The organism is Chryseobacterium cucumeris, assembly GCF_016775705.1.
Lineage (GTDB): Bacteria > Bacteroidota > Bacteroidia > Flavobacteriales > Weeksellaceae > Chryseobacterium > Chryseobacterium cupriresistens.
On the sequence record NZ_CP068760.1, the window covers coordinates 3234896 to 3247817 of the forward strand.

General features: G+C 38.6%; 16 protein-coding genes. 5 read left to right on the plus strand and 11 right to left on the minus strand.

Going from position 1 to position 12922, the window contains the following annotated elements; genetic code table 11:
• Positions 1-275: 275 nt before the first annotated feature.
• From JNG87_RS14545 to JNG87_RS14570, 6 genes are read right to left on the minus strand one after another with little or no spacing between them, the layout of a single operon-like run.
• Positions 276-503 carry a RebB family R body protein gene (locus tag JNG87_RS14545; RefSeq protein ID WP_202839064.1) on the minus strand — a complete coding sequence of 76 codons (228 nt, stop codon included), beginning with the start codon at positions 501-503 and terminating at the stop codon, positions 276-278.
• A 20-nt stretch (positions 504-523) separates the two neighbouring features.
• Positions 524-904, minus strand: a complete 381-nt coding sequence (locus tag JNG87_RS14550) for a hypothetical protein (RefSeq protein ID WP_202839066.1) — start codon at positions 902-904, stop codon at positions 524-526.
• A 41-nt stretch (positions 905-945) separates the two neighbouring features.
• The gene (locus JNG87_RS14555; protein ID WP_202839068.1) at positions 946-1773 is read right to left on the minus strand and encodes a hypothetical protein; all 828 of its coding nucleotides are present in this window, start codon (positions 1771-1773) and stop codon (positions 946-948) included.
• Positions 1770-1958, minus strand: a complete 189-nt coding sequence (locus JNG87_RS14560) for a hypothetical protein (protein WP_202839070.1) — start codon at positions 1956-1958, stop codon at positions 1770-1772. The genes JNG87_RS14555 and JNG87_RS14560 overlap by 4 nt, the downstream gene beginning before the upstream one ends.
• A 38-nt stretch (positions 1959-1996) precedes the next feature.
• Positions 1997-2512, minus strand: coding sequence for a hypothetical protein (locus JNG87_RS14565; RefSeq protein WP_202839072.1), 516 nt, complete (start codon positions 2510-2512; stop codon positions 1997-1999).
• Between the two features lie 17 nt (positions 2513-2529).
• Complete coding sequence (locus JNG87_RS14570; protein ID WP_034697211.1) at positions 2530-2745, minus strand: RebB family R body protein; 216 nt, start codon at positions 2743-2745, stop codon at positions 2530-2532.
• A gap of 357 nt (positions 2746-3102) precedes the next feature.
• On the opposite strand from JNG87_RS14570, the gene JNG87_RS14575 reads away from it, so the two are divergent.
• Positions 3103-4182, plus strand: coding sequence for a hypothetical protein (locus JNG87_RS14575; RefSeq protein ID WP_202839074.1), 1080 nt, complete (start codon positions 3103-3105; stop codon positions 4180-4182).
• A gap of 66 nt (positions 4183-4248) precedes the next feature.
• On the opposite strand, the gene JNG87_RS14580 is transcribed toward JNG87_RS14575, so the two are convergent.
• On the minus strand, positions 4249-5127 hold the full coding sequence (locus JNG87_RS14580; RefSeq protein ID WP_202839076.1) for a CPBP family intramembrane glutamic endopeptidase: 879 nt from the start codon (positions 5125-5127) through the stop codon (positions 4249-4251).
• A 172-nt stretch (positions 5128-5299) separates the two neighbouring features.
• On the opposite strand from JNG87_RS14580, the gene JNG87_RS14585 reads away from it, so the two are divergent.
• From JNG87_RS14585 to JNG87_RS14595, 3 genes are all read left to right on the plus strand, one after another.
• The gene (locus JNG87_RS14585; protein ID WP_202839078.1) at positions 5300-5872 is read left to right on the plus strand and encodes a helix-turn-helix domain-containing protein; all 573 of its coding nucleotides are present in this window, start codon (positions 5300-5302) and stop codon (positions 5870-5872) included.
• A gap of 87 nt (positions 5873-5959) precedes the next feature.
• Entirely contained in the window at positions 5960-7447 is a 1488-nt protein-coding gene (locus JNG87_RS14590; RefSeq protein WP_202839080.1) for a serine hydrolase, read from the plus strand.
• Positions 7448-7558: 111 nt separating this feature from the next.
• Complete coding sequence (locus JNG87_RS14595; protein WP_202839082.1) at positions 7559-7987, plus strand: DUF3592 domain-containing protein; 429 nt, start codon at positions 7559-7561, stop codon at positions 7985-7987.
• Between the two features lie 41 nt (positions 7988-8028).
• Here JNG87_RS14595 and JNG87_RS14600 read toward each other — a convergent pair whose 3' ends face one another.
• The 3 genes from JNG87_RS14600 to JNG87_RS14610 are packed head-to-tail and all read right to left on the minus strand — an operon-like array spanning position 8029 to position 10170.
• Positions 8029-8925, minus strand: coding sequence for a cyclase family protein (locus JNG87_RS14600; protein WP_202839084.1), 897 nt, complete (start codon positions 8923-8925; stop codon positions 8029-8031).
• Positions 8926-8956: 31 nt separating this feature from the next.
• Positions 8957-9565, minus strand: a complete 609-nt coding sequence (locus JNG87_RS14605) for a Crp/Fnr family transcriptional regulator (RefSeq protein WP_202839086.1) — start codon at positions 9563-9565, stop codon at positions 8957-8959.
• A 59-nt stretch (positions 9566-9624) separates the two neighbouring features.
• Positions 9625-10170 carry a hypothetical protein gene (locus JNG87_RS14610; RefSeq protein WP_202839088.1) on the minus strand — a complete coding sequence of 182 codons (546 nt, stop codon included), beginning with the start codon at positions 10168-10170 and terminating at the stop codon, positions 9625-9627.
• Positions 10171-10397: 227 nt separating this feature from the next.
• Between JNG87_RS14610 and JNG87_RS14615 the strand changes: the two genes are divergently transcribed.
• Positions 10398-11447, plus strand: coding sequence for an alpha/beta fold hydrolase (locus tag JNG87_RS14615; RefSeq protein ID WP_202839090.1), 1050 nt, complete (start codon positions 10398-10400; stop codon positions 11445-11447).
• Positions 11448-11513: 66 nt separating this feature from the next.
• On the opposite strand, the gene JNG87_RS14620 is transcribed toward JNG87_RS14615, so the two are convergent.
• Complete coding sequence (locus JNG87_RS14620) at positions 11514-12656, minus strand: 1-acyl-sn-glycerol-3-phosphate acyltransferase (RefSeq protein ID WP_202839097.1); 1143 nt, start codon at positions 12654-12656, stop codon at positions 11514-11516.
• Between the last annotated feature and the right edge of the window lie 266 nt (positions 12657-12922).

Here is a 12922-nt window from a genome sequence, read left to right on the forward strand (position 1 = left end):
TGTAAAATCTGCGCGAGTTTAAAGCATATTTTTTCTAAAAAGGATGCGGTCTTATTTTTAATATCTGTCTTAAAAATAAATTCCTGCTGAAGGTATGCTGTCAATGTCGGATTCCTTTGGGCTAACGATGGATTCTGAATGATTGTTTTTGTACATCGACAGCATCTGAAAGGCGGTGCAAAAATAAATGTTGACCTGATTGTATATATGCTGAGGGCACCGGATTTCATCTTTGCAGAGAAATAAACCGCATCCGTAGTTGTGTGGAATAGGAATTAGAAACGCTGTTTTCTAAATGACTCCAATTCCTTTATTTTTATATTTTTGGAACTCATTTTTTTTAATCCCATCACATAATGGCTGATCCCGGTCATAGCATTCCGTTGCTGATTCAATGCAGAATTGATTTGCATCTGTCCGGTGGAATGTGCGCTTACCTGTGCGGAAATAGCCTGAGGTACTGCGGTAGACATTCCGGTAATGATTGTATCAATTTCGTTCATATTAATTCGTTTTGGTGGTTCTAAGGTTTGATATTACCCAATCTTGTATTCAGCTTATTCATCCGCTCCATTATTTTAAGTTCTTTCTCTTTTACCTTTGCTGTAGAGGCTTCCTGCAGCTTTTTCAGCTGTTCTTCATAATTCATGACAGGGGTTTCAGGTGGTGGAGCAGCAACAGGAGCAGGAGCTGCTTCATGCTGTTTTACAGCTTCTTCCAGTTTTTCCAGGAGAGGAGCAAGAGACTTCATGGTCTCTTTGACAGCTTTGTCCCTGATATAGCTGATAATTTCATCTTCATGTCTTAAAACAAAAGGCATGATTTCTTTTTCAACCATTTCAGGTTCTGTCACAGGCACAGGCGGCCTGGGAGCGGTAGTTTTCTTACGGGTTCTTCTGCGCATACTTATTGTTTTATACTATTGTAAAAAAAGAAAAAGTCTTGTTACAGCAGATAGTTAATAAATGCAGAAGCAGATTTCCAATCCCGGTTGAGGTCTTTTACAACGTTGTAACCTGTAATTTCTAAAGCAATACATGCAGAGATAGCGCTGGCAGTCAGTATTTCTTTTAACTGATGCGGAGGAAGGGTCAGGATATAATCATCCGGAATAATCAGAGATTTACTGCCGGATGGGACTTCGTTTACTATGATACTCAGGATTTCCTGAAAATAATGGGCAATCAGCTTGGAGGCCTGAAATTCCAGTTCTCTTTTTAATGCCACCATTTCATCCTGGGTAACCAGATCGGAAATGGCACTTACATCCACATCATGCACGGAGTACTGAGCTTCACCCGTATTGGAAGGTGTGATCGTAATATCTGCTTTCAGTACACATTTTGATCTTTCCAGATTGATCGTGAGAAGTTTTGAATCATAATCAGGAACTGCAATTTCGTTCAGGGTGGTAAGAGGCAGGATTCTTATATTGCAGTAAAATACCTTTGGATCATCCAGCTTGACCATGATCACGGCAATTCCTGTCGATTTATCTTTAGGTTCCACTACAAAAGACTGAAAATGGTTGTACCTTTTGCCTCCTCTGCCGATGCAGTTAACCAGTCGTAAAGACGGCTGAATATTAATGTCTGATGTCTGAAGATTAAATACAAATCGTTCCGAATTGTGCTCCGTCTTTTTAGGTTCTGAACTTTTGGTGTCCAGATAACTGATTTCATTGCTTTTGAGCAGATAAAGTCTTTCATTTAAATCATCTAAGCTTTCCAGATTTAAAATTTTGGCGGGTTTGGTTACTGAGGAATAATTCATCTTTTATTTATTTTAATTTTTTCAATGAGCTGGGCTATTATTGTTTTTTTCTTGGGATCACCTTCAGTTTCGACCGAAGGAATTACCGCTTCTTTGATCTCCGGTTTTACAAGTGGCTGTGTCAGTTTAACCGACTTTAATACTAATTTTCCCCCATGATCAGCCGTGATAAAGCTTCTTCTCATACTTTCTTTTTCTGAAGAGGTCTCTTCCGGAACCGGATCTACCCGTTTTTTTTTTCGGGATCTTCATCTTCAGAGGAAACTTCCGTATAGGATGGGGGAGAAGGAAGTGCTTCTGAGACTGGAAGCGCGTTGACATTATAAATTGTATTGGAAATTTTAGCCTTTACTTCAGCATAATCACTTACCATTTTGAATAAGTCTTTCATCATTTCATTGCCTTTTCCTGCATCCTGGCCCTGAATATTTTCAGCCATCTGAACAGAAGTTTCTTTACTCCCCGGCGCCGGCCCGAAAGTGGTTCCATAGGTCAGTAGATTATTGGCCAGTCTGCTCAATGCAATAAGACCTACCTGCTCAAATCCTTTTAAGAAAGACTGTAAATCCTGAACCATCATCCCTGTAGACTGTTCTATCATTACTTTGGTTACTCCGGTCATTGGAGGAGCTTTAGGCGGAGCCAGTACCTCACTGTTCACAAATACTACAGCTTTCTCCGCCGGAGTGGTAGCATTGGCCGCCTGGGATTGTTGGGTTTCACTGTTGTTTTCACTCATGATGGTAAGGTTTTAAATTATCCTTTTAAAATTTTAATGGCATCTGCAACAATCGCAGGGTTGAGCTGGTTCAAGTTCTGCTGGTTTGTCACAGAATTCTGAATGGAAATTCCACTGGCATGCGTGGCCATCTGGTAAAGCATACTCATAGCCTGTGCGGGAGACTCACCAAGTACGGTAACGTTAGTCTGCGTTACTGCATCTGTAGTCTGGGTGTTTACTGTTTCTGCCATATTCTGGTTTTAATGGGTTACTATTTTTTAAACTAAATGTTGACTATGAGATTGTTGATCTCTTTGTCTGATACAAATTTCAGCAATCAGAATAAATCTTCATTAAGGGAAAAAACGGAATTTTAAAAAATAAGGGAATTCTCTTATGGGTGAATTTTTAATCAAGAGTCTTTATTATAGTTAAGCGTTTACATAGTTAAATAAACAAATACATCGTCTGGGAATACGGGTAAACCCTGAATTTCTGAAAATGGGTTTTTCCCCTTTAACGAGTCAGAATGTTTCCGCGGAAATTTGTGTTATTAATATTGGTGTAAACTCCAGAAATCAAATAAATAACCTTAAATAAAAACTATTATGAGCATTATAGGAAAATACAACAATTTGTTTTTCAGTGCAAAAGGAACAAATAACAAAGCTAAGATAGGAGTCAGGCTGAAAAACGGACAGATAAAAATAATGACTGTGAGAGAAGTTTTCAATACCTATTTCATCGGAAACAGGGAAAGCGAAAGAAAGATGCTGGAAACCCTGGAACTGATGGGAGGAGATATAAAAGATATCATTCTGGTACTTGATATTTATAATGCAGATTATCTATCTGAAGGAGACTATAAATTCAACCATGATCAATGGGAAAGTGACAAATATGAAAAAGAAAGAAAGGAAAAGTACGGGGATGTCAGTGAAAAGGAGAGATATGAAGTTAATATCATTATGAATGCCAAGGTCGTTACAGCTTCCGTATATCGGGATCTGCAGCAATTGTTTTTTATCAAAAAATTTCATGAAAGGAGATGGGATAAGGGAAGTAAAAGTAAAGAATTTATGAGGCAAAGACTTGATTTATTGAGAAATGAAACACAAGGCACTCCTGATCTCCAGACGATGAAATTCTACAGAACAATGGGAGAAACAGAGTTTAAAGGAATAAGTGAATGGGCAGAAAAATATAGGGCAGAGGGCGGAAATATAAAAACTGATCTTACTTTCAATCATGAAATAATGAATACAAAGGTATTTGACAACGATAATATACCGAATGAGATACCCGTTCGTCATCATTTGGGCGGATACAGCCAGGCCAGATGGTATGCGAGACCTGACAGGCATCAGTTTAAATTTCTCGTACAGTTTGTATTGAATAAGAACGCTAAAGGATTCTTAGGAAATCCGGAGCAGTTAGTTTTACAAAGAACATCAAAGAATACTAATTCAGCGGTAGCAAAAATTAAATCATGGTTTGAAGACAACGGAATATTGGTTGAAGAAATAAGTAATAGTGAAGGACAAAAAGCAGGCAGAATAGGTCTTAAAAATGAAGATAAGGAAGGGGAAGGATTAAGTATTTCGTTAGGTGAGAGCAGAGATACTCAGGAAATATTTCAAAGTTTGCTCAGCAGAATACGCCTTATTGAAGTAATTAATCCGGAATAGATTTTTCAGAATTAATATATTAAAAGACAGCCCTTTCAATAAAAGGCTGTCTTTTTAATAAACAGATTATGCTGAAAGTGGACGATCCACCAGTTCTTTTCTCTTCCTCCAGAAGAAATAAGCCACAACAGCTGTTGCAATGGGCAGCGCAATACCAAACTCATCAATATAATAGTTGGTGTTTCCCGTATCTACAGTTAGAGGAGTAAAAATAGACTGTATAAAAAGGTTATGACTGGCATGCAAAATAACCCCTGTCCATAAACTTCCGGATTTTAATCTTAACCATGTAAAGATGAAACAAGCGGCAAATATCATCACCGTAAAACACGAAAGAGCCAGCCATTTGGGGCCGCCTGTATTATAATTGGAGAAAAGCAGAAGAGGATAATGGTAGATCGACCATATCACACCCATCCAGAGAGAAGTAGCAGTATAGGAATTGATCTTGGCCAATTGAGGCGTCAGAAGACCACGCCAGCCTATCTCTTCTCCCAGTGCAGAGCCTACCGAACGTACCATACCAAAACTACTCATCAGAATAATATACAGGATGATCGTAAGGCCATCAGAAAGGTTCCAGCCCATTCCTTTGCCAATTTCCGCTACAAATTCATGATTATAAAAGCCGCCGGCACCGCTGATCCAGATGATGAGGTAAGGTACCAAACTATAAAGAACAGGAATACAATAGGCCATAATCTGGTATTTTGTCGGTTCCCATTTCCATCCCAGGGAAGAAATGGGAATATTTCTGATACGGCAGGTAAGAAATGCAGCAATAGCGGGGCACCACATGACAATGGTTGCATAAGAGATTATTCCGCCGCCAAGTTTTCCGGTGCGGATACACATATAATAGACAGGAAGACAGAAAAGCAGGGTAAGAATGAGATAGGTAGCAATATTCTTCCTGACTTCGGATTTGGATATTGTATTTTCCATAAACTGATTTGGTGTTAAAGTTTATAAATGACTGAAAAATAGAAAGTTATTCTTAAATAAAAATACACTTATTTTTTATATGAATAATAATTTAAACATCAGCGGATGTAAGAAAAGATTTTAATAATGAAAACAGTAAATTAGCCAAAATATTTTCCGAATACCCTCAACAATGTCCAAGCTAAAAGCCATAAGAGAACAAAAAAATCTGACTCAGGAAGAACTGTCAGAACAATCAAAGATTTCTGTAAGAACCATTCAACGTATAGAATCGGGAACAGAACCTAAAGGACATACCCTCAGAGCACTGGCACAGGCTTTAGGAATAGAAGAGATTGAATTGCAGCAGGATCAACCACAAATAATTTCAGAAACAGATAAGGTTGAAATTGAAGTAAAAGAAGAGGAAGTTCCAATCAATTATTCATACATTAAAATCATTAACCTTTCCTCGTTAATATTTACTCTTTTACCGCCACTCAATATTTTTGTCCCGCTTATTCTCATGTATAGTATGAAGCAGAGAAACAGTCTTGCAAGACAGATTATTTCCGTTCAGATGATCTGGACAGTGATGGCACCTATTACCTTCATGCTCGGCATCTTTTTAAAGTTCGGGAAACAGTTTACCCTGATCCTGATGATCCTCATTGTTCTCTCCAATGTATTTATTATCCTTCGGAATGCAGCCGAAATCGATAAGAATAAAAAACTCTATTTCAGACTGAAATTCAGTATGATATAAAACCTGTCGGGACTTTGTCGGGTTTTTGTCGGGTTCATTTTTAGCAGAAAAACAAAAGGAAATCGAATCTTTGTCAAAAAAATAACAATGACAAAGTCTTCAAGGTTCACCCTTCCTTTTTTTATGCTGTTCATGAGTGTCACGCAGGCACAAACAGAGAAAACAGATTCTCTGTATAAAACCATTATGTCGAAAGACAGCCTGTTTTTTTCTGTAGGCTACAATACCTGCAACATCAAGCAGATGGAAAATCTGTTGAGCGAAAAGTTTGAATTTTATCATGACAAAGGAGGTTTTGAGGACAGGGAAAAATTTATCATTGATTTTAAAAACGGATTATGTAAATCCCCGGAGACCTACCAGATAAGAAGAGTGCTTATTAATAAAAGCACAGAAATTTATCCCATGTATAAAGACGGAAAGATCTACGCTGCCATTCAGAATGGAGACCACCTTTTTTATGAGAAGATAGTAAATCATGCTGAAAAACTGGTTGGGGAAGCAAAATTTACCCATTTATGGATACTGGAAAATGGTGAGTGGAAGCTTAAAAATTCATTGAGTTTTAATCATCATCCGAAGCAGACTACCGATAGTGAAACGATGTTTGATAACGATCATTCCATGCAAAGCTGGCTGAAAGAAAATAATATTCCTGCCCTGGGATTAGGAATTATAGAAGGAGGAAAGTTGCAGCAGGTGAAAGTTTTCGGTGAGATCAGGAAAGGGATTGCAGCACCTGATAATGCCTTGTTTAATGTCGCATCACTTACAAAACCTGTTACGGCAATGGTTGCATTACGATTGGTAAGTCTTGGGAAATGGAAGCTTGATGAACCTCTTGATGCCTATTGGACAGATCCAGATATTGCCAACGATTCAAGGTATCAAAAATTAACCACCAGAATGATCCTGAGCCATCAGACAGGTTTTCCGAACTGGAGATGGATGAATGCAGATAAGAAACTGAACTTTCAGTTTGATCCCGGTACAAAATACCAATACTCAGGAGAAGGTTTTGAATACCTTCGGAAAGCACTGGAAAAAAAGCTTGGAAAATCACTGGATCAGCTGGCAAAAGAACTTGTTTTTCAGCCATTCGGGATGAATGATACCCATTATATCTGGGATCAGAATACCGACGAATCAAGATTGGCTATAGGATATGATAAAGATGGTAAACCTTATCCAACCGAAAAAAACAAAACGGCCAATGCGGCTGATGATCTTTATACTACGGTTGAAGATTACGGCAACTTTATGGTCAGTGTCATGAATAAGAAAAATCTGAAACCGGATGTTTTTCAGGAAATGATCAAAAAACAGGTCAAAGTAAAAGATCAAAAATATTTTGGACTGGGGTTTGAGATATACGACCTTGGAAACGGTGATTATGCCTTATCCCACGGCGGAGCTGATCAGGGAACACAATGTATTGCCATCATCATACCCGGCTCAGGGAAGGGAATTATAATTTTTACCAATATTGATGACGGTTATAAAGTATATGAGAAGTTGGTTCTTCATTATCTGGGTAATGAAGGAAAGCAAATTGTAGATATAGAAACCAGATAACAGATTGTTTTTTAAGGGTTAAATAATGATGTGATAAATCTTTGTATCTTCGGGGTATCAATCTGAAAACAAGAAAGATAATCAAAATATATGTTTTCAGGATGAAATAGTATGGACAGAAAAAAAACGAAAGCTATGTGGCAATATTATATCATCCTTGCAGCAGGAATCATTCTGTTTGCAGCAGCATTAATGAGCTTTAAAAATACTCTTTCATTCTTAAAAAAAGCAGAAAAGGCAACGGCAACCGTTACCTCATTAAGGGAATATGAATCAGAGGGAACCGTATTCAGTCCGGTCTTTACCTTCCGGTCCCAAAATAATATGGAACATACTTTTGAACTGGCGGAAGGAACCAATCCCTCGGCCTGGGCCATTGGAGAAACAGAGACTGTGATCTACGATCCTGAGGATCCTTCCTCAGTAAGTTTATATACCTATTTCAGAATTTTTGCCTGGCCTTTAATCCTGATTTCAATAGCACTGCCACTACTGGTGGTGGGAAGCGGGTATTTTATTGCAGAACGGTTTTTAAAATAATCTTCATTATCAATTTCTTGAGCTGTTTTCAAGGAAACTCTTTATAAGTTTTGTTGTACTGAAGCAAAGGCCCTTACCGGAAAAGTTCCGGCTCCTTTGAATTTTGGAGGGGCAGCCGTAAAGGTAAAACCTTCATCAGGAAGCTGTTCCAAACGACAAAGATGCTCCGCAATTACTATTTCATCGCCCAGAAGAATGGTGTGTACGGGACGGTTTTTGCCTTTTGTGTTATCAATATTATGAGAGTCAATCCCTACAAGTTTTACCTGGCAGTCTTTAAGATATTCTGCCGCGCTTTGCGTAAGGTAAGGATGATTTTCATAATACGTCTCCGTATTCCAGTGGCTATCCCATCCCGTATGGATAAGTACCGCTTTATTTCTGATTTCCCGGTTTCTGAGATATTGATCTGTAATCTCCAATGTTTCCGTATAAGGAATCCGGATTACTACCGCCTCTAATTCAGCCAGTTTTTCCAGTTCCATTTCAGCGGTGTCTTTTCCGTTTTCAAACCTGTGGAAAGGACAGTCGATATAAGTTCCTGTATTCGTAACCATTTCAATCTTACCAATTTGAAACGAAGTTCCTTCCTCATACAATTTCTGAGATTCCGTTCTGCTGAGATAATCACAGATGTGAGGAGCGGGAAGCCCTTTATAAGTAATAAGTCCTTCTTCAATCGTGTGGCTCAGATCGATCAGCCGTTCCACAGGAGGTTTTTGTTGTACAGTCTTTCTTTTATGGGGTTCGTTAATGACCTGCTTATTCAGGATATTGACTTTACCAGCCATAAGAAGCCGGAGATCATCAATAATATAATCAATCAGTTCCTGGTCTGTAATATGATCTCCTGCAATGTCAAGTCTGAATTCTTCCCCTTTAAGGCTTCCCCCATTGGTAAAATACACTTCAAAATCAAATTGTACCCTTTTGTCCATTATTAAAATATTTAGACAAAAGTGAAGAAAATCAGATTCTGTTTACTTGACTTAAATCAATTTGCTTTATTTTTTTACTTCGGATCCTGCTTAAGGTTTCAGGACTCATCCCCAGATAAGAAGCAATATGGAAAAGAGGAATTCTGGTTTCAGAATGCGGAAACTGTTCAAGAAAATAAAGATACCGTTCATAAGAATCCTGAAGCAGGAAAGAGCTTTCACGGCGGCATTTTTTAATAAACTCTTTCGTAAGGATTTGATTCATGAACTGATGCCATTTCGGATCTTTTAAAAGCTTGTCTGTCAGTTTTTTGGGAAGAATAATAATTTCTGAAGCTTCCAGACATTGAAAATTAAGAGATGTTTTTTCGCCGGTCAGATAGCTTGTCAGTGCTGTAAAAAAATCGTGTTCAAAGAAAAATTCAGTGTTGATCTCTCTATGGTTTTTTATATAAAAACTTCTGATAACTCCTTTTTGAAGAAAAAAAAGGCTGTCTGCCGTTGAGTTTTCCCGTATGACATAACTGTTGCTTTCCAGATGCCATACTTTTGCTTCGGCAAGGATCATTTCTTTCTCCTCATCGGTAAGATCAAACAAAGGATATAGTGCTGTTTCGAAGAAAGGAGTAAGATTATGCATCGTTTTGAAGGTTTAAACAGTGAACAGAAACTGCAGCTGCAAAAATGCAGCCCTTAGTTCTATTTTACTTTTTCAAGAAGATATAACTTACCACCGGAAAATCCCTGTTTAGGCATAAGATTGCCTTCCAGAACCATTGTTTTATTGGTTACATCGATAACGGAAATATAGCTATTGGAATTGTATTCGATATAATTCTCCTTTTCCTTCGTTGAAGGATTTTTTCCGAATTCCATTGAATATTTTACCCAATCTTCATCCTGTGTGCTGCAATGTACGGGCTTGAATTTAGACTTTTTAGCCTTGAAAACAATCTGATCAAAACCTTCCGTACATTCTGAAGTAAATGATCCGTCAGGATTCTGATCTTTTGAAAAATCTTCAAAAGAACCACGGTAAACGCCCACTACTTTCCAGGTACCATCCAGACGGTCTTCATCAATTTTCCCCTTTGCTTTGCTCACTGCCCAGCTGATTCCGTTAACGGTTCCCTTTACCGCTTTGTAACTTAAATTTACCGCTCCGGAAACCACTTTAGTAGCTGTTCTTACCACACATGAATGGAGAACGAATACAGCCGAAGCCAGCAATAGGAATTTCTTCATTTTGTCAATTTTTTCAGATACGAAGATAGTGCTTTTAGAAAAAAATTATAGTGATGAATAATGTTTTTGTCTATTAACATCATAATATATAGCGCTATTGTTTTTTCTCCTGTCCGGTTTACCGCCCGAAAATCAGTATTCAACGTTTAATATGACCTGTTCAAAGTATTTGTTCTTATTCCGATCTCTGCTTTGCCATAATTTTACCATCACAAAACATCACTATTATGAATACTACATTGAACTTCAGAAAAAAAATACAATCCGTTTTGTCCCTGATTATTTTTATGGGAACAGGATTATTGTCTTTACACGCACAGACATATACCACGGGTGAAAAAGACCTGGAAAACACAGCGGTCAGATCTGCGTTTCAAAATACAAAGCAAATCAAAGCCGGGTTGTTGAACGTTGGATATGCAGAAGTAGGTCCGGCCAAAGGAAAACCGGTTATCCTTCTTCATGGATGGCCCTATGATATCCATAGTTTTGAAGAGTCCTCCGCTATACTTGCTGAAAAAGGTTACCGTGTTCTGGTCCCTTATTTAAGAGGGTATGGTACAACGACCTTTGTTTCTCCCAATACAAAACGAAACGGTCAGCAGAGTGCTGTTGCATTGGATATCATCGCTTTTATGGATGCCCTGAAAATAGATAAGGCCATCATTGGTGGTTTCGACTGGGGTGCAAGAACCGCAGATATCATGGCAGCACTGTGGCCTGAACGATGCACCGGACTGGTAGCGGTAAGCGGCTATTTGATTGGAAGTCCAAAGGCAAACGAAAAACCTTTGCCTCCGAATGCCGAGCTGTTATGGTGGTATCAGTATTACTTTTCAACGGAAAGAGGGTATAAAGGTTACAAAGCAAATACTACATCATTTAACAAATTGATATGGAAAACGGCTTCCCCAAAATGGACTTTTGATGACCAGACCTATGAACGTTCTGCCAAAGCATTCGATAATCCTGATCATGTGGATATTGTAATTCACAATTACCGCTGGCGTCTGGGATTGGCTAAAGGAGAAAAACAATACGATGCGCTTGAAGCTAAACTGGCAAAATCTCCATCGATTACAGTTCCAACCGTTACTTTGGAAGGCGATGCCAACGGAGCTGCATTTCCTGCACCGGAAAGTTATGCTTCAAAATATACAGGTCAATATGCACATCATACTTTAACGGGTGGAATTGGACACAATTTACCACAGGAAGCTCCAAAAGCATTTGCAGATGCAATCATAGAGGTGGATTCTATGTCGCAAATCAGATAAAAATCTGAAAGAATTACAACAAAACCACTGCTCAACAACAGTGGTTTTTATTTATTTTATCCTAAACTAGTTTTTAGATTCTTCTTCAAGCTTCAGCTTATTTACCAAAGGATTGGCATACATGGCCAGGAAATACTCTCTGGAAACAGGATCTGAAGGATCTATGCGCATTTCAAGTCTGCGGACAAACAACTGTTTTTCCTGCTCCGTATATTCGGAAGCGTAAGTATTGGTGTTGTGAAGCAGATCATAGGCAATGTACTTGGTTGGCCAAAGTTTATAATTACTGATGATAGAACGGTCAATCACCTGTGCAATGGCCTGCAGCTGTTTGTTTTTGTTGTCAATGGTCGCTGCAATTTCATCCAGTTCTTTATCCAGAACATCACCGGCATGAAGGTGAATGCGTTTCTTTTGACCCAGAATTCCGCTGATAATGTTGGTGAAATCTTCATTTTTCCCTTTAATGTATTCCTCATCCCTGTGCTGTGCAAGCAGCTGAGGCATTTTTAAGGAATCTGTAGGATCATACTCATAGGAGATAGAGATAGGAACAATCTTTAAGGATTTAAAATAATCTGTCAATGATTGGTCTCCGGCTGCCATGGCAAGCATTTTCAAAACACCTTGCTGGGTAGAATCGTTGCCGTCTTTGGTACGGCCTTCACGCTGGGCAATCCATACAGAACGGTTTTCCTGAAGCAGAAGCTCTTTAATATATTCAGACATGGTCTGTGAGCTTGTCAGCTGTTCACGAAGGGGCAGACCTCTTTGTACCAAAAAATTCCGGTTCAGTTTTGCCAGCACGTTTAAGAACTTTTTACGGACAAGATTATCACCAATGGCAGAAGCAGTCATTACATAACCTCCTTCCAGCAATACCAGATTAAGCAGTGAAGTATCCAGAACGATATCCCTGTGGTTCGAGATGAATAGGTAAGCAGTGTTTTTATCCAGCTTATCAAATCCAGAAGTCGTTAAACCGTCAGAACTTTTTGCAAGGATCTGGCGAACGGCAAAGGCCACAAACTGATGCTGAAAATCACTGATGGAATGAACATTCTTAAACTGTTCCAGCCAAACCTGCTCATCTGTATCAGGAAAAGTAAAATTCATAAAGGCTTTCATCATGGGATCACGGGCAATGCTCTGTAATCTCTCATTCACTTCCTGATCATAGAAATACCGGATTTCATCAAACTTAGACATGCGGTTAGGTAAAAATTAAAACTTTTTGCAAAAGAACGAAAATTTATCGGGGGAGAGGGTATAAAGGGTGTTAAAGTATTATGAAGGGCGTAGGAGTTGGTTGAAACAGCTGTACAATAAGTATCATGACGCGCTCCTTCATCCGTTCACTATGCACACATAAACAAACACACACAAATAAACGTTGCGGATAGACTAAGTGAATAGTCTGTAGTATGTTGAAGCAAGTAACTATTCACGTACACACCAATAAACGTTGTGGATAA